We start from the raw sequence: 18,644 nt of genomic DNA, 5'->3' as shown, positions 1-18,644 counted from the left end.
TCTGGCAGGGCAGCCAATGGTGCGAGGGAGGCGAACATGCACACGACAGGATTTAGCATTCGTCTCTGCCAACCCGGCGATATCGATAGTCTCTATACCATCTCACTGGCCACGGCCGATGCCGGTCGCGATGCGTCGCATCTTTATCGCGACGGCCGAATGGTGGGCCATATCTATTCGGCGCCGTACGCACATCTGAGCCCGCAGACGGCATGGGTCGCGGAAGACGCCGAAGGCGTCGCCGGCTATATCGTCGGCGTCTTCGACACCAATGCTTTCGAGGAGGAGCTGGAACGAAGCTGGTGGCCGCAGCTGCGTGCACTTTACAAAGTGCCGAGCGGAGATCCACAGGACTGGGATGCGGATCAACGCCGCAGCTTTGCCATTCATCACCCGAAACGGGCTTTGCCGGAGATCGTCACTCTGTTCCCGGCCCATATCCACATGAACCTGCTTCCCCGCCTGCAGGGGCAGGGCGCTGGCCGCGCACTTCTCTTGCAATGGATGGCAATGGCACGGCGCGCCGGGGTTACCGGCGTCCATCTGGGTGCCAATGCCGGCAATCATCGCGGCATAGGCTTCTGGGCCGCGCAGGGCTTTAGCCGGCTAGGCCCGCCACTCGTTTCGTCGGCTGAAAGCACGGTATGGTTCGGGCAAAGCTTGTAGCGGCTATTGCCTGATGGCCTAGAGGCTGACCACGAACAGCACGGCGGGAATGGTGAAGAATGCCGCTGCCGTCTGGATGGTGGCGGTTGCGGCATAAAGCGGGGCGTCGCCGCCCATCTGCTTGGCGAGCAGATAGCCGTTCATGGCGGTCGGCACCGCGGCGCTGAGCGCCAGCATGGTCAGCGCCTCGCCTTCGACATCGAAGGCGAGCGCCAATGCGACCATGACGATCGGAAACACGATCAGCTTCAAGACGGTGGCAAGGACGGCGGAAGGATGCGGTTTCAGCGCATCGGAGATCTTCAGGCCGGCCCCGACCATGATCAGTCCGAGGCTGAGCGAGGATTGCGAGACCAGTTCGACCGTCTGCATCAGGGGGCCATAGATCGGCAGGCCCGTCAGGTTGACGATGACGCCGGTTCCAGCACCGAGGATGATCGGGTTCGAAATGATCTTCACGGCAAAATCCTTCAGGTTGCGATCGCCGCCGCCGAACCACACCATGACCCCGACATTGATGAAATTGAGCGGCACGATGATCGCCGCCATCACGAGGGCAACCAAGGTGAGCCCCGATGGCCCCGCCACCTTTTCGGCGATCGCCAGCGCCATGAAGCCGTTCCACCGCGTCGTCGTCTGAAAGATGGTGGTGAAGGCCGGCGTGTCGACGCCGTTGCGCCTCAGGAGCGGCCAAAGCGCCAAAGTGCCGATCGACATGAGCAGCACGGACAGATTGGCAACGATGCTGACGGCGCCGGTTTCGATCGCCGAAAAATCCGCTTGCGACAGGGTGACGAACAGCAGGGCCGGGAAGAGCACGTAAAAGCCGAGTTGCTCCAGCCCATCCCACAGCGAGCCATTGATGAGCGGCCATCGCTTCAGCCCGACGCCGAGAAGGACGAGTAGGAAGACCGGCAGGATGCTTTCGAAGGTAAGGATCATGGGGAGACCTGAAGGAAAGGGCCGATATAGCCGCTCGGCCGGCCTTAGGCAAATACGGCCCGCCAGGGCGCCCTCGCCGACTTATCCCCAGCCCGCATTAACCTTAATAAAAGGTTTACGTTGCCGGCAAAGAGTTAACAGTCCAGTTTCCCCGATCAGGGAAACCGGACACGGATAGGCCATATGGGAACCGCTGCGGGGCGATATGCATTGCTGCTCGTCATGATGACGTTCTTTGCAATGCTCGCATTGGATATCACCGTTCCAGCGGTCGTCCTGAGCGTGATGGCCATGTCCAACTGGCTGGTTCAGGAGGGCATGCCCTCAAGCCTTGGTGGGAGTAGAACCGCATGAAGTGGTTGCTGGTGTTCTGGGCGGGGCCGATCATTATTCTCGGCACCTGGTATGGCCTCTCCTACAACGACATGAGCTTCGGCATCTTCATGCTGACCCGTCAGGCCCATGATCTGGTGTTCCAGGTCTATGGCAATCTCCTCGGCATCGAGCCTGAGACCATTCCGCCGCTGGTGGCGCGCGCCATCGTCGTCGACAGCGCCGTGTTGTTTGCGCTGGTCGGCTTTCGCCGCCGCGCCAGGATCCTGGCCTGGTGGCGCGGGGGCGACCGTCAGGAAGGGGAGGCGGCCTCCCTTGCCAGTCCCGACAACCTGTCCAGGGCGCCCTGAAGAATGAAGCTGGCGGCCGCCGAATCGATCCGGTCGGCACGTTTGGCCCGCGATACGTCCATTTCCAGCAGTGCCCGTTCGGCCGCCACCGTCGACAACCGCTCGTCCCAGAACACGAAGGGAATGTCGGTCTTATCCGACATCGCCCGCACGAAGGCCTTCGTCGCCTGAACCCTTGGGCCCGACGAACCGTCCATGTTGACCGGCAGGCCGATGATGAAGGCGGCGACCTTTTCCTTGGCGGCAAACTCCAGCAGGACTTCGGCATCCCTAGTGAACTTGACGCGCCTGATGACCGTGCGCGGCGTGGCGAACCGCCGGCCGATATCCGACATCGACAACCCTATGGTCTTGGTGCCGAGATCAAGGCCGGCCACCGCTTCGCCGGGCTTGAGGGCGGCGGCGAGTTCATCGATGGTCAGAATTGTCATGGAATTTGCTCATTCGGTAGATTATCTCATCACCACTGGTCGTTCCGGCCTTATGACATATTTTGCGTGAGCGACACCATTTCAAACGGCGATACTCAAAGGAGCATTCCATGAAAATCACCTGGCTCGGCCATTCCGCCTTCCGGCTTGAAACCGCCAAGGCGAAGATCCTGATCGACCCGTTCTTTTCGGGGAACCCGTCCTTTGCCGGCCTTGATGCCAAGGATGCGGCGCAAGGGCTGACCCATATTCTTCTGACCCACGGTCATGGCGACCATGTCGGCGACACCGTGGCCCTGGCCAAGGAAAGCGGCGCAACGGTTCTCGCCAATGCGGATCTCGCTGCCTGGCTCGGATCGAAGGGGGTTTCCAAGCTCGAGATGGGCAATACCGGCGGCACGGTCGGTTTCGACGGTTTTACCGTCACCTTCACCAATGCCCTGCATTCCTCGGCGATGTTGACCGAGGATGGCGTTTCGCATTCGCTCGGCAATGCCAATGGGCTGATGCTGCATTTCGAGGACGAAGCCTCGCTGCTGCATATGGGCGACACCGACATCTTCTCCGACATGGCGCTGATCAACGAATTGCACCAGCCCGATATCGGCATCGTGCCGATCGGTGACCGGTTCACCATGGGCGGTGCCGTGGCCGCACTCGCCTGCCAGCGGTTCTTCAACTTCAAGACCGTGCTTCCCTGCCACTACGGCACGTTCGGCATCATCGACCAGACGCCGGAGAAATTCGTGGCAGGCATGGATGGCACCAAGACCCGTGTCGAGACCCCGAAGCCGGGCGGACACGTCACCGTCTGACAAATCCCCGTTGCGCGACAAGGTCGCGGACATTATAGCGGGGAGGACAACCGCCCTGGAGAATACCGATGTCCGTTGATCTTGCCACCGTCAAGCGCGTCGCGCACCTTGCCCGCATTGCTCTCAATGATGAAGACGCCGAGCGCATGATGGGCGAACTGAATGGCATTCTCGGCTTCGTCGAGCAATTGTCCGAGGTCGACGTGTCCGGCGTGGAGCCGATGACCTCGGTCACCCCCATGGTGATGCGCAAGCGGCAGGACGTGGTGACCGATGGCAACAAGGCCGACGATATCGTCGCCAATGCGCCGGAGACCGACCGCAATTTCTTCCTCGTGCCGAAAGTGGTGGAATAGGCAGCCCGCGGCGCCGACCAGCGCGCCGCTGTTGTTGCGAGCCTGACCCATTCGAGATTGAAGCGGCCCGCGTGCCGCGCGTTCCTTTTCAAAGTGAAGCGAAACCATGAGCGACCTGACCAGCCTGACCATTGCCGAAGCCCGCGACAAGCTTGTGGCCAAGGAGATCAAAGCCGTCGAACTGACCGACGCCTATATTCAGGCGATCGAGGCGGCCAATGATGCGATCAATGCCTATGTGACAGTAACGCCGGACAAGGCCCGCGACATGGCGGCCGCCTCGGACGTCCGTCTCTCGGAAGGCAAGGCCGGCGCGCTGGAGGGCATTCCGCTGGGGATCAAGGATCTGTTCGCCACCAAGGATGTCCACACCCAGGCCTGCTCGGACATTCTCAACCGCTTCAAGCCGAAATACGAATCGACCGTCACCCAGAACCTCTGGAACGATGGTGCCGTCATGCTGGGCAAGCTCAACATGGACGAATTTGCCATGGGTTCGTCCAACGAGACCTCCCATTACGGACCGGTGATCAACCCCTGGCGGGCGACGGGCTCCAACCGGCAGCTCGTTCCGGGCGGCTCGTCCGGCGGTTCCGCCGCAGCGGTTGCCGCCCATCTGTGCGCCGGCGCCACGGCCACCGATACGGGCGGCTCGATCCGCCAGCCGGCGGCGTTTACCGGCACCGTCGGCATCAAGCCGACCTATGGCCGCTGCTCGCGCTGGGGCGTCGTCGCCTTTGCCTCGTCGCTCGACCAGGCCGGCCCGATCGCCCGCGACGTGCGCGATGCGGCTATCCTCCTGAAGTCGATGGCAAGCCTCGACCTCAAGGACACCACCTCGGTCGATCTGCCGGTTCCCGATTACGAGGCGTCGCTCGGCCAGTCGCTGAAGGGTATGAAGATCGGCATTCCGAAGGAATACCGCGTCGACGGCATGCCGGGCGAAATCGAAACCCTGTGGAGCCAGGGCATTGCCTGGCTGAAGGATGCCGGCGCCGAGATCGTCGATATCTCCCTGCCGCACACCAAATACGCGCTGCCGGCCTATTACATCGTCGCCCCGGCCGAAGCCTCTTCGAACCTCGCCCGCTATGATGGCGTGCGCTACGGCCTACGCGTCGACGGCAAGGACATTGCCGACATGTACGAGAAGAGCCGCGCGCAAGGTTTCGGCACTGAGGTCAAGCGTCGCATCATGATCGGCACCTATGTGCTGTCGGCCGGCTATTACGACGCCTATTACCTGCAGGCCCAGAAGGTCCGCACGCTGATCAAGCGCGACTTCGAGCTGGCCTTCCACGCCGGAGTCGATGCGATCCTGACGCCCGCTACGCCATCATCGGCCTTCGGTATCGCCGACGAGGAACTGGCATCCGATCCGGTCAAGATGTACCTCAACGACATCTTCACGGTCACGGTCAACATGGCCGGCTTGCCGGGCCTGTCCGTTCCCGCCGGCCTCGACGCCAAGGGCCTGCCGCTCGGCCTGCAGCTGATCGGCAAGCCGTTCGAGGAGGAAACGCTCTTCAAGACGGCCCATGTCATCGAACAGGCCGCTGGAAAATTCACGCCGAAGAAGTGGTGGTAAGAGCCGCCACCTTTGAGCCTGGGCAGAGTGTTCGGAGCATCAGTCGATAACGAGCGGGGCATGCCATGGTCCATTCCGATCTCTCGCGTCTGATCGAAGCCTTCGACCGCCTTGCAGCCGTGAGCTTCAACATGGGCGCGGAATGGCAGGCTGTTCACCAGATTTGCCAGGATCACGAGGGCGAGCCGGTTTTCGATTGGGGGCATGCGTTATGTCATCGCATCGAAGGCGACGACTGGAATGCCGGCTATTGGTATCTCAGTGCCGGCAAGCTGAAGGCCACCGGCAGCTTTGCCGATGAATGGGCTGCGATGCGGGCCGCGTTGGTCGAGGTGTAGGAGCCGGGGCGGTACCGGCGGGATACGCCCGGGATTTCTCCCGGGCGCCTTGTTTTTCACCGATTATCCAGCTCCGCCCTGACCAGCACCAACCCTCTCTCGGTGATGCGGTAGGGCTTTCCGCCTTTCGACGAGATCGCCCGCTTCTGTTTCAGCTTGCGAAACAGGAAAAGGTTGACGCCGGGATAGAGCCAGCCGTCGCGGGAAAAGCAGTTCACCTTTTCGATTTTGCGGTTTTGGTCGCGGATGAGTTCGATCCTGCCGCCCTGGGCGAGCAGGTGAAGGATGCGCTGTTCGGCGCGGGAAATGTCCATTGTCGTGGTGATCCGGAATTCGCGTTCGAAAGCGAACGTACAAAAACGTATCCGGCGCCGTCAGGCGTCGGGGCTTCGTTTCTGTCGGGCCCTTGCGCGCGGGGGTTCCGCGGGCAGGGGCCTTTACCGGGTCTCAGCGAACATAAAAGCTCCACGGATTGATCGTTCTGATATGCCGAAGCTCGGGATCGCGGTCAACCAGCCTGCCAGACCCTTCGACACGCCAGCCAGTTCCACGCGCACAACTGTGACCCTGCCGCAACAATCCCATGACCGGTCATGGACCAGGGACATCCGGCGCCCGCCCGCCGGATTCCGGGACCCACTGGAAAAAGCCGTTCGCTAATGGTCTACTGGTCGGGATTGAAGGGGAGTCCATGATCACCATACGGAATGCGCGACTGGACGAGGCCGGGCTTTTGGCCGAAATCGGGCTTAGAGCCTGGGAAAAGGCCATGGTGCCTGTCGGCGAGACCAAGGCGATGCTGGACAATGCGCGATCCGCCTTCATGAACTTCACCTTGTCGCGCTGGCTGACCATCTCTGTCGTCGAAAAGCATGGCAGCCCTGTCGGCTGGGCGGCTCGCGAGGATCTCGACGAGAATATTTCGGACTTCTGGATCGACCCTGACTACCAGGGTCAGGGTCTGGGAACCGCGTTGCTGGCGGCCATCGAGGCCGACATTCTCCACCAGGGTTTCGAGAAGGCCATGCTGCAGACCCATGCGCGCAATAGAGAAGCGGTGGATTTCTTCGAGAAGCATGGCTTTACCGTCCACTGGCTGACGGTCGCCTATAATCCGAAGCTCGACCGCGATGTTGAGACGGTCGGCCTTTCCAAGCAGCTCGCATCCGAAACAGCGACCATTTATGGGCCTAATGGTAGTTTCGAGTAGAAAGAATCTGCTTTGCCGGATAGGCATTTTCCAGATTGTTTTTGGTCGCTGATATTTACCGACTGCGAACCGAATACTTGTAGGATCTTAGCCATCTAAACAACACAACAAGGCGGCCTCCGGTCCGCCTTTTCCGGGAGTGGAAGAGCATGGTCAATGCGGTTGCGCGCGACTTCAACAGCCTTGTGGATTACATCGCCAGGTTCAATGAGACGGATTTCATCGCCTTCGATCATACACGGATCACCGTCAATCTGAACGGCCTGTCTGATCCGGCAATGGTCGCCTCTGCCAAGAAGGCGCTGGCGTCCTGGGAGCGCGCGACGGGCCTGGATTTCGTCCTGTCCAACAGTGCCAATGCCGACATGATCATCAATGACAATGATTCCTCCGGCGCCTATGCGGGGCCGGAGTGGGATGGCGATGGCGTGATCAGTCAGTCGCATGTCAACGTGCCGACCAATTGGATGGACGGATTTCCGGTGGCTGAACGTTGGGGCTACGGATCCTATGGGCTCCAGACCTTCATCCATGAGATCGGACATGCCTTGGGTCTTAACCACGGCGGGCCCTATGACGGCTCCGGCACCTATGACGATGACGCAATCTACTGGACGGATACCTATCAGTATTCGATCATGTCCTACTTCACCCAGAGCGACAATCCGTTCAACGGGGCGACGGATCTCTATCCGATGTCGCCGATGATCGCCGATATCCAGGCGATCCGGCTGTTGTACGGCAATCTGGCTGTCGCCACCGGCAACACGCTCTATGGCAAGGGTGAGACGGTGCTGAGTGGCATTTCGGACCTTTCCAGATTCGCCGATGCCGCATTCACGATCAAGGACACCGGCGGCGTAGACACCTTCGACTTCTCCAATGCCGCCGCCCGCAGCGTCATCGATCTTCGCCCCGGCTATTTCTCCGACATCAACGGAAATGTTGGCAATGTGGCGATTGCGGTCGGAACGGTGATCGAAAAAGCCTTTGGCGGTCGCTTCAACGACACGCTTATCGGCAACAATGCCGCCAATACACTGGGCGGCAATGCCGGCGTCGATAGGATCAGCGGCGGCAACGGAGCCGACCGTATGGTTGGCGGTGCGGGTGCAGACTTCTTGACCGGAGGTGCCGGCGCTGATGATCTGTATGGCGGCGATGGCGCTGACAGGTTCATCTTCAAGACTGTCAGCGAGTCCCGCTCGACAGCGTCACAACGCGACACGATCTTCGATTTTTCCGGATCGTCCGGCGATCGCATCGACCTGTCGGGTATCGACGCCAGGGCGTCGGCTACCGGCAATCAGGCCTTCACCTTCATCGGCGGCAGCGCCTTTACCGGCGCTCAGGGCCAACTCCGCGTGTTCAAGCAGAATGGTGACACGTTCGTGGCTGGCGATGTCAACGGGGACAGGGTGGCGGATCTGGTTATTCACTTCGACGACAACCTGAATTTCTCGAGCGGTCACTTTATTGTCTGAGTGATCGATCAGCTATCGCCGGCGCGCTATCGGGCTGTCGATATCAGGTTGAGAACCATATCTATGATCGCGGCAGGCGTCATCGCAAAGATGGCGCCTGCCGCAATCATGATGGCATGCAGCCAGGCGATGCCGTTGAGATTGGACGCAAAGGGCTGCTTGCGGGTCTTGTGTCGAAGGATCTTGCGGGCCAGCAAGGCCGCGGGACTGCCCGCAAGAAAAGCCAGCGTCAGCAGTGTCGATTCCCGGACACGCCAAGTGCCGTCTCGGGCGGCATTCTTGTCCCACCAGTAGACGCAGAACACCACCACATTATAGAGCGCCACGATGAGCGCGAGAATCAGGATATCTTCGGATGCCATGCGCTCGAAGGTAGCGGGCGCGTGTTAAAGGATCGTCACCCATGACCGCGGACTTGACCCCGCAGGCGCGCCAAGCCTTGCGCCGCCCGGTCATTTGTTCTACCTCAACGAAGAACAAAATTCCCATTCAGCCCAGCATTCGCACGAGCATCAGATGACCCTTGTTGACACCCGCACGCCCGATCCGAAACGCTTCATCCCCGGCGCCACCGGCGATTGGGAAATCGTCATCGGCATGGAAGTCCACGCGCAGGTCACCAGCCAGTCAAAACTCTTTTCCGGCGCCTCGACGACGTTCGGCAATGCGCCGAATTCCAACGTGTCGCTGGTCGATGCCGCCATGCCCGGCATGCTGCCTGTCATCAACGAGGAATGCGTGGCCCAGGCCGTGCGCACCGGCCTGGGTCTGAAAGCCCAGATCAACAAGCGCTCGATCTTCGACCGCAAGAACTACTTTTATCCCGACCTGCCGCAGGGCTACCAGATCTCGCAGTTCAAGGACCCGATCGTCGGCGAGGGCAAGATCATCATCTCGCTCGGTCCCGATCGTCAGGGCCAGTTCGAGGATATCGAGATCGGCATCGAGCGCCTGCATCTCGAACAGGATGCCGGCAAGTCGATGCATGACCAGCATCCGACCATGTCCTATGTCGACCTCAACCGCTCCGGCGTGGCGCTGATGGAAATCGTCTCCAAGCCCGACATGCGGTCTTCCGACGAAGCCAAGGCCTATATGACCAAGCTGCGCTCGATCGTGCGCTATCTCGGCACCTGCGACGGCAACATGGACGAGGGTTCGATGCGCGCCGACGTTAACGTCTCCGTGCGCAAGCCCGGCGGCGAGTTCGGTACGCGCTGCGAAATCAAGAACGTCAACTCGATCCGCTTCATCGGCCAGGCCATCGAATACGAGGCCCGTCGCCAGATCGCCATTCTGGAGGATGGCGGCTCGATCGACCAGGAAACCCGCCTTTTCGATCCGGGCAAGGGCGAGACCCGTTCGATGCGCTCCAAGGAAGATGCGCATGACTATCGCTATTTCCCCGACCCGGACCTGCTGCCGCTGGAATTCGACGATGCCTTCGTGGAGGCGCTGAAGAAGGACCTGCCGGAACTGCCCGACGACAAGAAGGCCCGTTTCGTCGCCGATCTCGGCCTGTCGATTTACGACGCATCCGTGCTGGTCTCGGAAAAGGCGATTGCCGATTATTACGAGGCGGTCGCTGCCGGCCGCGACGGCAAGATCGCCGCCAACTGGGTGATCAACGACCTGCTGGGCGCCTTGAACAAAGCGGGCAAAGGCATTGAGGAGACTCCGGTTTCCCCCGCCCAGCTCGGCGGCATCATCGATCTCATCAAGTCGGAAGTCATCTCCGGCAAGATTGCCAAGGACCTGTTCGAGATCGTCTTCAACGAAGGCGGTGACCCGGCCGAACTGGTCGAGAGCCGTGGCATGAAGCAGGTTACCGACACCGGCGCCATCGAGAAGGCCGTGGACGACATCATCGCCGCCAACCCGGACCAGGTTGCCAAGGTGCTGGCCAAGCCGACGCTGGCCGGCTGGTTCGTCGGCCAGGTCATGAAGGCGACCGGCGGCAAGGCCAATCCCCAGGCCGTCCAGGCGCTGGTCAAGGCCAAGCTCGGTCTGCCGGAGGAATAGGCCTTGTTCTTTGTCCGCACCGCCGGCCCTCAGGATCTGGATGCGGTCCGGGCGTTGCTGGCTGAGAGCTTCCACGCCACCTATGACGGGTTTTATGGACCTGCCAAGGTCAAGCAGTTGCTGGACAGCTGGCATTCGCCGGCGGCCCTGAAAGCCCGACTGGCAAAGAAGGGTGGCGAGTTTCTGGTGGCCGACGACGGCCGCAAGCTGGGCGGCGTCGGCTATGCCGCCATGTCGGACAAGATGACCAAGACCGCCATGCTGCATCAGCTCTATGTCCGCCCGACCTGCCTCAGGCAGGGTATCGGCCGCGATATATTCGCCGAGCTGGAAAGCTGTTTTCCGGATGCCGAAGTCATGCGTCTGGAAGTCGAGCCGCGCAATGCAGCGGCGATTGCCTTCTATACGTCCCATGGCTTTGTCGAAGTCGACCGCACGACAAGCTGCGGCGGTCCGGACAGCGGTCTTGAGGCCATGGTCATGGAAAAGCCGCTCGGCTGACGGGACCGCTGAAACAAGGAGAACCGTCGATGGACCTTGGCACGATCACGGTCAGGCTGGCTGTTGAAAAGGATGTGCCGGCGATCGCCGCCATTCTGGCTGGCGATACGGTCGGCGGGCATGGCGATACGGCCGATCCCTCGGCACTGCCGGACTACCTCCAAGCCTTCAGGCAAATCGAGGCTTCGACCAACGAGCGGCTCTATGTAGCCGAGCGCGGCGGCGAGGTCGTGGCGACCTTCCAGACGCTCGTCACCACCACGCTGTCTGGCCGCGGGTCCTCCTCGATGATCATCGAGGCGGTGCACACGCGGCCCGATTGCCGCGGGCAGGGGATCGGTGCGGAGATGATCCGTTTTTGCTTGGCTAAGGCCGAGCAGAACGGCATGCGGCTGGTTCAGCTGACGTCGAATGCCGCCCGCAAGGATGCCCACCGCTTCTACGAACGCCTCGGCTTTACGGCGAGCCATATCGGCTTCAAGATCAAGCTGAAATGACGGGCATGATATTTGGAATCACTGGACAACGCAGCCCCGAGGCGGCATAAGCGGGAGAGCGAATTTTGGATCGGCCAGGCCTTTCCGCCCGCTGGCATGGACTGACGAATCCCCGAGGAAAAGACATGAAGAATTTCCTGCTGCAGATTTTCACCTGGTGGAATGGCCAGACCATGGGGACGCGTTTCTTCACTTGGCGCAACGGCAAGCGCGTCGGCGAAGATGAATTCGGCAATATCTATTACGAAGGCGGCCTGACCACGTTTGGCCTGCCGCGCCGCTGGGTCATCTACAAGGGCTATGCGGATGCCTCCTGCATTCCGCCCGGCTGGCACGGCTGGATCCATCACCGCACCGACGTCGCCCCGACCAAGGAAGACTACAAGGCGCGGGAATGGGAAAAGGGCCACCGCGCCAATGCCACCGGCACGTCGCTGGCCTACCGTCCGCCGGGTTCGATCGCCGTTGCCGGCGAACGTCCTGCGGTCACGGGCGACTATGACGCATGGACGCCGGGCAACTGATCCCGGCTTTTTGCCACAATTGAGCTTTAGGCGCTGAGCCTTCGGTGCTGCAATTGCCAGCGGCGCAAGACGATGCATTCGGTGGAGACCTGCAGACACATGAAGCCTTTCAAGCGGGATGGATCTTTGCCTGGCCTGTTGCGGCTGAGCGTGGCACTGGCCGCCGGATCCGTCTTCCTCCCAATGGCGCCGGCCCATGCCGAGCGGATCAGCAATTCCGTCGCCGTCTTTTCCGGGATCGACAAGATCACCGGGCGCATCACCGAATTCGATGTCTATATCGACGAGACCGTGCAGTTCGGCGCGCTGCAGGTGACGCCGAAGGTCTGCTATTCTCGCGACGAAACCGAAGCGCAGAAGATCGACGCCTTCGTGGAAGTCGACGAGATCACGCTGGACCGCAAGATCCGCCGCATTTTTTCCGGCTGGATGTTCGCCGACAGTCCGGCGCTCAATGCCGTCGAACACGCCATCTATGACGTGTGGTTGAAGGACTGCAAGCAATCGTCCGACGTGCCGGCGCCCAAGCCCGCCAGCTGACCTTGCGGCCAGCGTCCGACAGGACAGTTTCAGCGAAACCTGCGGCCCTCTTCGCGCCATTCATCGATTTTTATGCGAGGATCGCCGTGACGCTGGTGACGAACAGGATGGCAATAGCGACAGTGATGCCGACGACCACCTTGCTCCTTGCCAGTGCGGCAATGCCAAGCAGGATGTAATAGGTCAGGTTGAGGCCGGACCATAGTGCGAGGTCCGATAGGGGCCATGGCGTCGTGAAGGCAGAGATGGCTGCCGGAATCTGTTCCATGAGGTTGCTGGTCAGCACACAGAAGACCACCACCCGCCGGTGCTCCATGATGTGAATATCCAGCGTGTCTCTTTCCGACGCTTTCGGGAAAACCTGTGTGGCAGCGAAATAATACAGGAGCGCAACCAAGGCCACGGCGAGTGCGGTCAGATAGCGGACCTCGGCCAGGTCGCGATAGGCCCAGGCGTTCATCCAGAATGTGATCAGATCGACGAGGAGGAGCACACCGAACAGCGGCGCGACAAGGCCCAGCCGGCGCCTGTGGCGTTCATCGTAGGCGCGCGAGAAGCCGGACGCGACCTCGGCAACGGCCAGGCCGAGCAACAGGCCGTAAAAGCCGAACATGAAGGCGAATGCGTCGCTCATCGAATCGAATCCTTCCGTGAAAATCAGAAGATCGATTACTACTTGACGCCTGCATCTGAACGAACACCATAGGCGAAAACCTCACATCAGAAATCGTCGCACGGTGCTGTATTGCAATGGTTCAATCACCGAACGGCAGGTTCGGCGAGGCCATGGCGCGCTCCAACAGACGTGCGTATTCTGCTTTCGGAACGTCGATGGCGCCGAATGTCTTCAGGTGCTCGGTGGTGAATTGCGTGTCGAGCAGGGTGAAGCCCTTGGCGTTCAAATGATCGACCAGGAAGGCCAGACAGATCTTCGAGGCATTGGTGCGCCTGGAAAACATGCTCTCGCCGAAGAAAGCCGAGCCCAGCGACACGCCGTAGAGCCCGCCGATCAACTCGTCACCCTCCCAGGCCTCGACCGAATGGGCATGGCCCATGCGGAAAAGGGCGCCGTAGAGGCCGCGAATGGTCTGGTTGATCCAGGTGCTCGGCCGGTTTTCTACCGCCTCTCCACATTTCTCGATCACTTGCTCGAAGGCGGTATCGATCCGGATGTCGAACGGCTTCCGGCGGATGGCCTTGGCAAGGCTGCGGGGCAGGTGGAACCCGTCAAGCGGCAGGATGCCGCGCAGATCAGGCTCGACCCAGAAGATTTCCGGGTCATCGGCCGATTCGGCCATCGGGAAGAGCCCGATGGAATAGGCGCGCAGCAGGATGTCTGGCGTAATGGAAGTATCTCTGCCGCGCCGCCTTGCCATCGAGGTCTTTAAGGAGCCGTCCTGGCCAGGTATTCTTCCAGCCAGTGGATGTCATAGTCGCCGTTGGCAATGTCCTGATTGGAAATCAGGTCCTGGAACAGCGGCAGGGTGGTCTTGATACCGTCGATGACGAACTCGTCGAGCACGCGGCGCAGACGCATCATGCATTCGACGCGGGTGCGCCCATGCACAATCAGCTTGCCGATCAGGCTGTCATAATAAGGCGGGATCTTGTAGCCCTGATAGGCGCCGCTGTCGACGCGCACGCCCAGACCGCCCGGTGCATGGAAATGCGTGATCGTGCCGGGGGAGGGCACGAAGGTGCGTGGATCCTCGGCATTGATGCGGCATTCGATGGCATGGCCGGAAAACACCACTTCGTCCTGAGTGACCGACAGGCCGCCGCCGGACGCGATGCGGATCTGCTCGTGCACCAGGTCGATGCCGGTGATGGCCTCGGTGATCGGATGCTCCACCTGCAGGCGGGTGTTCATTTCGATGAAATAGAACTCGCCGTTTTCATAGAGGAATTCGATCGTGCCCGCGCCGCGGTATTTCAGCTTCTGCATCGCATCGGCGCAGACCTTGCCGATGGCCATGCGCTGCTCGACGTTGAGGGCCGGGGAATTGGCCTCTTCCCAGACCTTCTGGTGCCGGCGCTGCAGCGAGCAGTCGCGTTCACCCAGATGAATGGCATTGCCTTCGCCGTCGCCCAGAACCTGGACTTCGATGTGCCGCGGCTTGCCGAGATATTTTTCCATATAGACGGCATCATTGCCGAACGCGGCCAGCGCTTCGGAGCGGGCCGTCGAGACGGCCTCTTCGACTTCCGACTCGTCCTTGGCGATCTTCATGCCGCGGCCGCCGCCGCCGGCAGTTGCCTTGATCAGGACCGGGAAACCGATTTCGCGGGCGATCTGCAGGGCATTTTCCGGCAGCACTTCGCCGGCCGAGCCCGGAACGACCGGGATGCCGAGCGCCTTGGCGGTGTCCTTGGCGGTGATCTTGTCGCCCATGATGCGGATGTGGTCGGCGGTCGGGCCGATGAAGGTGATGCCATGGGCGTCGAGGATATCGGCGAACCGGGCATTTTCCGACAGGAAGCCGTAGCCCGGATGCACGGCGTCGGCGCCGGTAATCTCGCAGGCAGCCACGATCTGATGAATGTTCAGATAGCTGTCGCGCGATTGCGGGGGACCGATGCACACGCTTTCGTCAGCGAGGCGCACATGCATCGCATCGGCGTCTGCGGTCGAGTGCACGGCGACGGACGCAATGCCGAGTTCCTTGCAGGCGCGCAGGACGCGAAGGGCGATTTCGCCGCGATTGGCAATGAGGATCTTGGAAATGGGGGGCATCGGCTTACTCGATGATGACCAGAGGCTCGCCGTATTCGACAGGGCGGGAATCCTCGGTGAGGATTTCAACGACCTTGCCCGAACGCGGCGCGGGGATCTGGTTCATGGTTTTCATCGCTTCGATGATCAGAAGCGTCTGGCCTTCCTTGACGATCGAACCCACTTCGATGAAGGGCCGCGATCCGGGAGCCGGCGAGAGATAGACCGTGCCGACCATTGGAGCGGTGACGGCATTGGCGAGGTTGCGCACGGGTTCGGCGGCAATGACGGGCGCCGCGGCGACGGGTGCCGGCTGAGCCTGATAGGCCATCTGCGGCATCGACATCATCGGCGTGCCGGCGCGCGACACGCGAATGCGCAGGGCGTCCTGCTCGACTTCGATTTCCGTCAGATCGGTTTCGTTGAGGATGTTCGCCAGATCACGGATCAACGCCTGATCGATTCCCGTCTTTTTTTCAGCCATGGAGTGTGTCCCGATTCTTATCTATTGGGTGATGTTCTTCAGCGCATGGAGCGCCAGGATATAGCTAAACGGCCCGAAGCCGCAGATGACGCCTTTGACCGCGGGCGCTATCATCGATTTGTGGCGGAATTCCTCGCGCGCGTGCACGTTGGAAATATGCACCTCGATGACCGGCACCGGAATGGCGCGGATCGCATCGTGCAGGGCAACCGAGGTATGGGTATAGGCACCCGCATTGAAGGCGACGCCGGCGGCCGTCGCGCCGGCCTCGTGCAGCCAGTCGACCAGCACGCCCTCATGATTGCTCTGCCGGAAATCGACCGCAAAGCCGAGAGCTTCGCCGGCGGCCTGGCATTCGGCCTCGATATCGGCCAGCGTCTTGCCGCCGTAAATTCCGGGCTCGCGCTTTCCCAGCGCATTCAGATTGGGGCCGTTCAGGACAAATATCGTCTTGCTCATCTGCGGTTCCGTAGCGTCTTGAACGCCTCCTATAGACCGCCGGACCGGCTAGGGAAAGCCCCTAGCGGTTTTGCACAGGAACTTGCCCCGCATTTGCGGGCGGCAGCCCATTGTAGGGTGGGGGATAGGGCGTTCAGCAGGTGGTCTTGCCGCAGCCGCGGATATTGGCGACCATCTCGCCGATCGCCTGCGAACCGACGGCGCCGCCGATGGGCTGGTCGCCGACGACATAGGCCGGTGTCCCGGTGAAGCCGAGGCTGAGCGCCAGCTGATTGGCTTCGGCAAAGGCCTGGGTAGCCGGCTTTGCCGCCATCATCGCCCGGATTTCGGCCTCGCTGACGCCGAGGGCTTCTGCCGTCTCAAGCGCGCTTTCTTCCGTGGCCCGGCTCTGGCTGCCCATCAGGGCGCGGTGAAACTCGCCGTATTTTTCCGGAGCGATCTTGCGGAACGCGTCCGACACCACATGGGTCGCCTCGGAATCCGGACCGAGGATCGGCCATTCCTTCAGCACGAAGCGGACGTTCTTGTCGCTGGCGATGATCTTGTCCATGTCGGCGAGCGCCTTGCGGCAATAGCCGCAATTGTAGTCGAAGAACTCGACGATGGTGACGTCGCCCTGAGGGTTGCCAAGGGCAATGTCGTGTTCCGATTGGAACAGGGCGGTCTTGTTGTCCTTTAGCGCCGCCGATGCCTTTTCGGCCTGGGCTTGGCGATATTTCTTCTCCAGCGCATCCTGAACTTCGAGCATAATCTCCGGATTGGCCACCAGGTAGTCCTTGACCCGTGCTCCGAAGGCGGCATCGTTGCCGGCATCGGCAACCTGGACCGGCGCTGGCGTCAGGGCCTTGGGAAGCAGAACGAGACCTGTCGCTGCAACGGTCCAGGCGACGAACGCGACGCCTGCGACGATGCCGATTTTCGATGCACTCAATGCCATGGTGGTCCTCGTTTAAGGGCCCGGGCAGGGCCGTCCTTGTTTGGCGATGGCGGGCCGCGCCGGTATCCGTAACCCTTTTAAACAAAGGGCATAGCGAGGGGAACGGCAAAAAGAAAGCGGTCCTGCATCTCTCGCCATTGTGATGACCGGAATAATACGGCAAATGTCGGGCGCCGATGACCAGCAGAGAAAGCCCGCCTTGTGGTTCCCTTGTCCAAACGCAGTGCCGTTGATCCCTTTCATGCCATGGACGTTCTGGCGGAAGCCAATCGCCGCCGCCAGGCCGGACGTCCGGTCATTTCCATGGCCGTCGGCCAGCCGGGCCACGCCGCACCCGCTACAGCGCTCGAGGCGGCGCGCACAGCCCTCGAGCACGGCAGGATTGGCTATACCGATGCGCTCGGCCTGCCGGATCTGCGCCAGGCGCTTTCGGGCTATTATCGCCAGCAGCATAATATCGAGGTCGATGCGCGCCGCATCGCGATTACTACCGGCTCCTCGGCTGGCTTCAACCTCGCCTTCCTGACGCTGTTCGATGCAGGCGACGCGGTGGCGATCGCCCGACCCGGCTACCCCGCCTATCGCAATATTCTGCGGGCTCTGGGGCTGGTGGTGGTCGAGGTGCCGGTCAGCGCCGAGACGCATTACACCCTGACGCCGGAGAGCCTTGAGGCAGCCCAGGCGAGCGCCGGGGTGCGGCTGAAGGGCGTGCTGCTGGCAAGTCCTGCCAATCCGACCGGAACGGTCACCGGCCGGCTGCAGCTTCAGCGCGTCTCCGACTATTGCAAGCTGCACGATATCGCCTTCATCTCCGACGAGATTTATCACGGCCTGACCTATTCCGCCGATGCTGCCAGCGCCGTCGAATTCGGCGATGATGCGATCATCATCAATTCCTTTTCCAAATACTATTGCATGACGGGATGGCGGATCGGCTGGATGGTCGTGCCGGACGCCATGGTCCGGCCACTCGAATGCCTCGCCCAGAGCCTCTACATCTCGGCGCCGGAACTGTCGCAGATCGCCGCCATCGCGGCGCTCGGTGCGGGCGACGAGCTGGAACTCTACAAGGACAGCTGCCGGGCCAATCGCGACTTCCTGCAGCAGCGCCTGCCGGAGCTCGGCTTCGATCTTCTGTCGCCGATGGACGGCGCCTTCTATGCCTATGTCGATGTCAGCCGGTTCACCAATGACAGCATGGATTTTGCCCGCCGCATGCTGGCGGAAACCGACGTGGCCGCCACGCCGGGTCTCGACTTCGACCCGGTCGAGGGACATCGCGCCCTGCGCCTGTCCTACGCCGGAACGATGGCCGAAATGGTCGAGGCCACGGATCGCATCGCTCGCTGGCTTCGGTGAATAGGATTCGGCTTCAAGGACTTGGCCCGGTTTGCGGATTCCGTTTTCGAGGCTGTTGATTCAATGTGTCAGCCGGTGAAGCGGCCCGCCGAGAG

25 protein-coding genes are annotated in these 18,644 nt (G+C 61.2%); 15 read left to right on the top strand and 10 right to left on the bottom strand.

Annotation, left to right across the window (positions count from 1 at the left end; genetic code table 11):
* The first annotated feature begins 36 nt into the window (after nt 1–36).
* On the top strand, nt 37–666 hold the full coding sequence (locus HFC70_RS10375; protein ID WP_168473157.1) for a GNAT family N-acetyltransferase: 630 nt from the start codon (nt 37–39) through the stop codon (nt 664–666).
* Between the two features lie 18 nt (nt 667–684).
* Here HFC70_RS10375 and HFC70_RS10370 read toward each other — a convergent pair whose 3' ends face one another.
* The gene (locus tag HFC70_RS10370) at nt 685–1,608 is read right to left on the bottom strand and encodes an AEC family transporter (protein WP_168473156.1); all 924 of its coding nucleotides are present in this window, start codon (nt 1,606–1,608) and stop codon (nt 685–687) included.
* Between the two features lie 183 nt (nt 1,609–1,791).
* Between HFC70_RS10370 and HFC70_RS10365 the strand changes: the two genes are divergently transcribed.
* Entirely contained in the window at nt 1,792–1,962 is a 171-nt protein-coding gene (locus HFC70_RS10365; RefSeq protein ID WP_168473155.1) for a hypothetical protein, read from the top strand.
* Complete coding sequence (locus HFC70_RS10360) at nt 1,959–2,291, top strand: DUF6105 family protein (protein ID WP_168473154.1); 333 nt, start codon at nt 1,959–1,961, stop codon at nt 2,289–2,291. Before HFC70_RS10365 ends, HFC70_RS10360 begins: the two co-directional genes overlap by 4 nt.
* Here the strand turns inward: HFC70_RS10360 and ruvX are convergent.
* Nucleotides 2,234–2,722 carry a Holliday junction resolvase RuvX gene (gene ruvX, locus HFC70_RS10355; protein WP_168473153.1) on the bottom strand — a complete coding sequence of 163 codons (489 nt, stop codon included), beginning with the start codon at nt 2,720–2,722 and terminating at the stop codon, nt 2,234–2,236. The two genes, HFC70_RS10360 and ruvX, sit on opposite strands and share 58 nt — an antisense overlap.
* Before the next feature lie 110 nt (nt 2,723–2,832).
* On the opposite strand from ruvX, the gene HFC70_RS10350 reads away from it, so the two are divergent.
* From HFC70_RS10350 to HFC70_RS10335, 4 genes are all read left to right on the top strand, one after another.
* Nucleotides 2,833–3,537, top strand: a complete 705-nt coding sequence (locus HFC70_RS10350; RefSeq protein ID WP_168473152.1) for a metal-dependent hydrolase — start codon at nt 2,833–2,835, stop codon at nt 3,535–3,537.
* A gap of 68 nt (nt 3,538–3,605) precedes the next feature.
* A complete protein-coding gene (gene gatC / locus HFC70_RS10345; RefSeq protein ID WP_168473151.1) occupies nt 3,606–3,893 on the top strand; it encodes an Asp-tRNA(Asn)/Glu-tRNA(Gln) amidotransferase subunit GatC in 288 nt (95 codons plus the stop codon).
* 106 nt (nt 3,894–3,999) lie between these two features.
* Nucleotides 4,000–5,481: an Asp-tRNA(Asn)/Glu-tRNA(Gln) amidotransferase subunit GatA gene (gene gatA, locus HFC70_RS10340; protein ID WP_168473150.1), complete on the top strand. Its 1,482-nt coding sequence runs from the start codon at nt 4,000–4,002 to the stop codon at nt 5,479–5,481.
* Nucleotides 5,482–5,546: 65 nt separating this feature from the next.
* Nucleotides 5,547–5,819, top strand: coding sequence for a hypothetical protein (locus HFC70_RS10335; protein WP_168473149.1), 273 nt, complete (start codon nt 5,547–5,549; stop codon nt 5,817–5,819).
* A gap of 56 nt (nt 5,820–5,875) precedes the next feature.
* Here HFC70_RS10335 and HFC70_RS10330 read toward each other — a convergent pair whose 3' ends face one another.
* A complete protein-coding gene (locus HFC70_RS10330) occupies nt 5,876–6,133 on the bottom strand; it encodes a YjhX family toxin (RefSeq protein ID WP_168473148.1) in 258 nt (85 codons plus the stop codon).
* Between the two features lie 377 nt (nt 6,134–6,510).
* On the opposite strand from HFC70_RS10330, the gene HFC70_RS10325 reads away from it, so the two are divergent.
* Entirely contained in the window at nt 6,511–7,029 is a 519-nt protein-coding gene (locus HFC70_RS10325) for a GNAT family N-acetyltransferase (RefSeq protein WP_168473147.1), read from the top strand.
* A 149-nt stretch (nt 7,030–7,178) separates the two neighbouring features.
* Nucleotides 7,179–8,513: a M10 family metallopeptidase gene (locus HFC70_RS10320; RefSeq protein WP_168473146.1), complete on the top strand. Its 1,335-nt coding sequence runs from the start codon at nt 7,179–7,181 to the stop codon at nt 8,511–8,513.
* Nucleotides 8,514–8,539: 26 nt separating this feature from the next.
* Here the strand turns inward: HFC70_RS10320 and HFC70_RS10315 are convergent, their stop codons facing one another.
* Nucleotides 8,540–8,875 (bottom strand): DUF1294 domain-containing protein, encoded by a 336-nt coding sequence (locus HFC70_RS10315; protein ID WP_168473145.1) that lies wholly within the window; start codon nt 8,873–8,875, stop codon nt 8,540–8,542.
* A 154-nt stretch (nt 8,876–9,029) separates the two neighbouring features.
* Here HFC70_RS10315 and gatB point away from each other — a divergent pair, with 154 nt between their 5' ends.
* The 5 genes from gatB to HFC70_RS10290 all read left to right on the top strand — a co-directional run bounded on the left by gatB (nt 9,030) and on the right by HFC70_RS10290 (nt 12,597).
* Nucleotides 9,030–10,535 carry an Asp-tRNA(Asn)/Glu-tRNA(Gln) amidotransferase subunit GatB gene (gene gatB, locus HFC70_RS10310; RefSeq protein ID WP_168473144.1) on the top strand — a complete coding sequence of 502 codons (1,506 nt, stop codon included), beginning with the start codon at nt 9,030–9,032 and terminating at the stop codon, nt 10,533–10,535.
* Nucleotides 10,536–10,538: 3 nt separating this feature from the next.
* The gene (locus tag HFC70_RS10305; RefSeq protein WP_168473143.1) at nt 10,539–11,036 is read left to right on the top strand and encodes a GNAT family N-acetyltransferase; all 498 of its coding nucleotides are present in this window, start codon (nt 10,539–10,541) and stop codon (nt 11,034–11,036) included.
* 29 nt (nt 11,037–11,065) lie between these two features.
* A complete protein-coding gene (locus HFC70_RS10300; RefSeq protein ID WP_168473142.1) occupies nt 11,066–11,533 on the top strand; it encodes a GNAT family N-acetyltransferase in 468 nt (155 codons plus the stop codon).
* Nucleotides 11,534–11,658: 125 nt separating this feature from the next.
* On the top strand, nt 11,659–12,057 hold the full coding sequence (locus HFC70_RS10295) for an NADH:ubiquinone oxidoreductase subunit NDUFA12 (RefSeq protein WP_168473141.1): 399 nt from the start codon (nt 11,659–11,661) through the stop codon (nt 12,055–12,057).
* A 99-nt stretch (nt 12,058–12,156) separates the two neighbouring features.
* Nucleotides 12,157–12,597, top strand: a complete 441-nt coding sequence (locus HFC70_RS10290) for a DUF2155 domain-containing protein (RefSeq protein WP_168473140.1) — start codon at nt 12,157–12,159, stop codon at nt 12,595–12,597.
* Nucleotides 12,598–12,667: 70 nt separating this feature from the next.
* Here the strand turns inward: HFC70_RS10290 and HFC70_RS10285 are convergent, their stop codons facing one another.
* From HFC70_RS10285 to HFC70_RS10260, 6 genes are all read right to left on the bottom strand, one after another.
* Complete coding sequence (locus tag HFC70_RS10285; protein ID WP_168473139.1) at nt 12,668–13,231, bottom strand: hypothetical protein; 564 nt, start codon at nt 13,229–13,231, stop codon at nt 12,668–12,670.
* 121 nt (nt 13,232–13,352) lie between these two features.
* Nucleotides 13,353–13,973 (bottom strand): leucyl/phenylalanyl-tRNA--protein transferase, encoded by a 621-nt coding sequence (gene aat, locus HFC70_RS10280; protein ID WP_168473138.1) that lies wholly within the window; start codon nt 13,971–13,973, stop codon nt 13,353–13,355.
* An 8-nt stretch (nt 13,974–13,981) separates the two neighbouring features.
* On the bottom strand, nt 13,982–15,331 hold the full coding sequence (gene accC, locus HFC70_RS10275) for an acetyl-CoA carboxylase biotin carboxylase subunit (RefSeq protein WP_168473137.1): 1,350 nt from the start codon (nt 15,329–15,331) through the stop codon (nt 13,982–13,984).
* Between the two features lie 4 nt (nt 15,332–15,335).
* Nucleotides 15,336–15,794: an acetyl-CoA carboxylase biotin carboxyl carrier protein gene (gene accB, locus HFC70_RS10270; RefSeq protein ID WP_168473136.1), complete on the bottom strand. Its 459-nt coding sequence runs from the start codon at nt 15,792–15,794 to the stop codon at nt 15,336–15,338.
* A gap of 21 nt (nt 15,795–15,815) precedes the next feature.
* Complete coding sequence (aroQ, locus tag HFC70_RS10265; protein ID WP_168473135.1) at nt 15,816–16,253, bottom strand: type II 3-dehydroquinate dehydratase; 438 nt, start codon at nt 16,251–16,253, stop codon at nt 15,816–15,818.
* Between the two features lie 133 nt (nt 16,254–16,386).
* The gene (locus HFC70_RS10260; protein ID WP_168473134.1) at nt 16,387–17,190 is read right to left on the bottom strand and encodes a DsbA family protein; all 804 of its coding nucleotides are present in this window, start codon (nt 17,188–17,190) and stop codon (nt 16,387–16,389) included.
* Between the two features lie 201 nt (nt 17,191–17,391).
* Between HFC70_RS10260 and HFC70_RS10255 the strand changes: the two genes are divergently transcribed.
* On the top strand, nt 17,392–18,549 hold the full coding sequence (locus tag HFC70_RS10255; protein ID WP_168473133.1) for an aminotransferase class I/II-fold pyridoxal phosphate-dependent enzyme: 1,158 nt from the start codon (nt 17,392–17,394) through the stop codon (nt 18,547–18,549).
* The last annotated feature ends 95 nt before the right edge of the window (nt 18,550–18,644 follow it).

This window comes from Agrobacterium sp. a22-2 (genome assembly GCF_012276985.1).
Taxonomy (GTDB): domain Bacteria; phylum Pseudomonadota; class Alphaproteobacteria; order Rhizobiales; family Rhizobiaceae; genus Allorhizobium.
Note: the sequence above shows the minus strand (reverse complement) of the source record. Positions and strands in the feature narration are given on the sequence as shown.

Bases quoted from the DNA above. Each gene is read 5' to 3' on its own strand.
- HFC70_RS10325 (WP_168473147.1), top strand. From the start codon at position 6,511: ATGATCACCATACGGAATGCGCGACTGGACGAGGCCGGGCTTTTGGCC.
- HFC70_RS10330 (WP_168473148.1), bottom strand. From the start codon at position 6,133: ATGGACATTTCCCGCGCCGAACAGCGCATCCTTCACCTGCTCGCCCAG.
- HFC70_RS10320 (WP_168473146.1), top strand. From the start codon at position 7,179: ATGGTCAATGCGGTTGCGCGCGACTTCAACAGCCTTGTGGATTACATC.
- HFC70_RS10315 (WP_168473145.1), bottom strand. From the start codon at position 8,875: ATGGCATCCGAAGATATCCTGATTCTCGCGCTCATCGTGGCGCTCTAT.
- HFC70_RS10375 (WP_168473157.1), top strand. From the start codon at position 37: ATGCACACGACAGGATTTAGCATTCGTCTCTGCCAACCCGGCGATATC.
- gatA (WP_168473150.1), top strand. From the start codon at position 4,000: ATGAGCGACCTGACCAGCCTGACCATTGCCGAAGCCCGCGACAAGCTT.
- HFC70_RS10285 (WP_168473139.1), bottom strand. From the start codon at position 13,231: ATGAGCGACGCATTCGCCTTCATGTTCGGCTTTTACGGCCTGTTGCTC.
- gatC (WP_168473151.1), top strand. From the start codon at position 3,606: ATGTCCGTTGATCTTGCCACCGTCAAGCGCGTCGCGCACCTTGCCCGC.
- aat (WP_168473138.1), bottom strand. From the start codon at position 13,973: ATGGCAAGGCGGCGCGGCAGAGATACTTCCATTACGCCAGACATCCTG.
- ruvX (WP_168473153.1), bottom strand. From the start codon at position 2,722: ATGACAATTCTGACCATCGATGAACTCGCCGCCGCCCTCAAGCCCGGC.
- HFC70_RS10300 (WP_168473142.1), top strand. From the start codon at position 11,066: ATGGACCTTGGCACGATCACGGTCAGGCTGGCTGTTGAAAAGGATGTG.
- HFC70_RS10350 (WP_168473152.1), top strand. From the start codon at position 2,833: ATGAAAATCACCTGGCTCGGCCATTCCGCCTTCCGGCTTGAAACCGCC.
- accC (WP_168473137.1), bottom strand. From the start codon at position 15,331: ATGCCCCCCATTTCCAAGATCCTCATTGCCAATCGCGGCGAAATCGCC.
- HFC70_RS10260 (WP_168473134.1), bottom strand. From the start codon at position 17,190: ATGGCATTGAGTGCATCGAAAATCGGCATCGTCGCAGGCGTCGCGTTC.
- HFC70_RS10360 (WP_168473154.1), top strand. From the start codon at position 1,959: ATGAAGTGGTTGCTGGTGTTCTGGGCGGGGCCGATCATTATTCTCGGC.
- HFC70_RS10290 (WP_168473140.1), top strand. From the start codon at position 12,157: ATGAAGCCTTTCAAGCGGGATGGATCTTTGCCTGGCCTGTTGCGGCTG.
- HFC70_RS10370 (WP_168473156.1), bottom strand. From the start codon at position 1,608: ATGATCCTTACCTTCGAAAGCATCCTGCCGGTCTTCCTACTCGTCCTT.
- HFC70_RS10335 (WP_168473149.1), top strand. From the start codon at position 5,547: ATGGTCCATTCCGATCTCTCGCGTCTGATCGAAGCCTTCGACCGCCTT.
- HFC70_RS10295 (WP_168473141.1), top strand. From the start codon at position 11,659: ATGAAGAATTTCCTGCTGCAGATTTTCACCTGGTGGAATGGCCAGACC.
- accB (WP_168473136.1), bottom strand. From the start codon at position 15,794: ATGGCTGAAAAAAAGACGGGAATCGATCAGGCGTTGATCCGTGATCTG.
- aroQ (WP_168473135.1), bottom strand. From the start codon at position 16,253: ATGAGCAAGACGATATTTGTCCTGAACGGCCCCAATCTGAATGCGCTG.
- gatB (WP_168473144.1), top strand. From the start codon at position 9,030: ATGACCCTTGTTGACACCCGCACGCCCGATCCGAAACGCTTCATCCCC.
- HFC70_RS10365 (WP_168473155.1), top strand. From the start codon at position 1,792: ATGGGAACCGCTGCGGGGCGATATGCATTGCTGCTCGTCATGATGACG.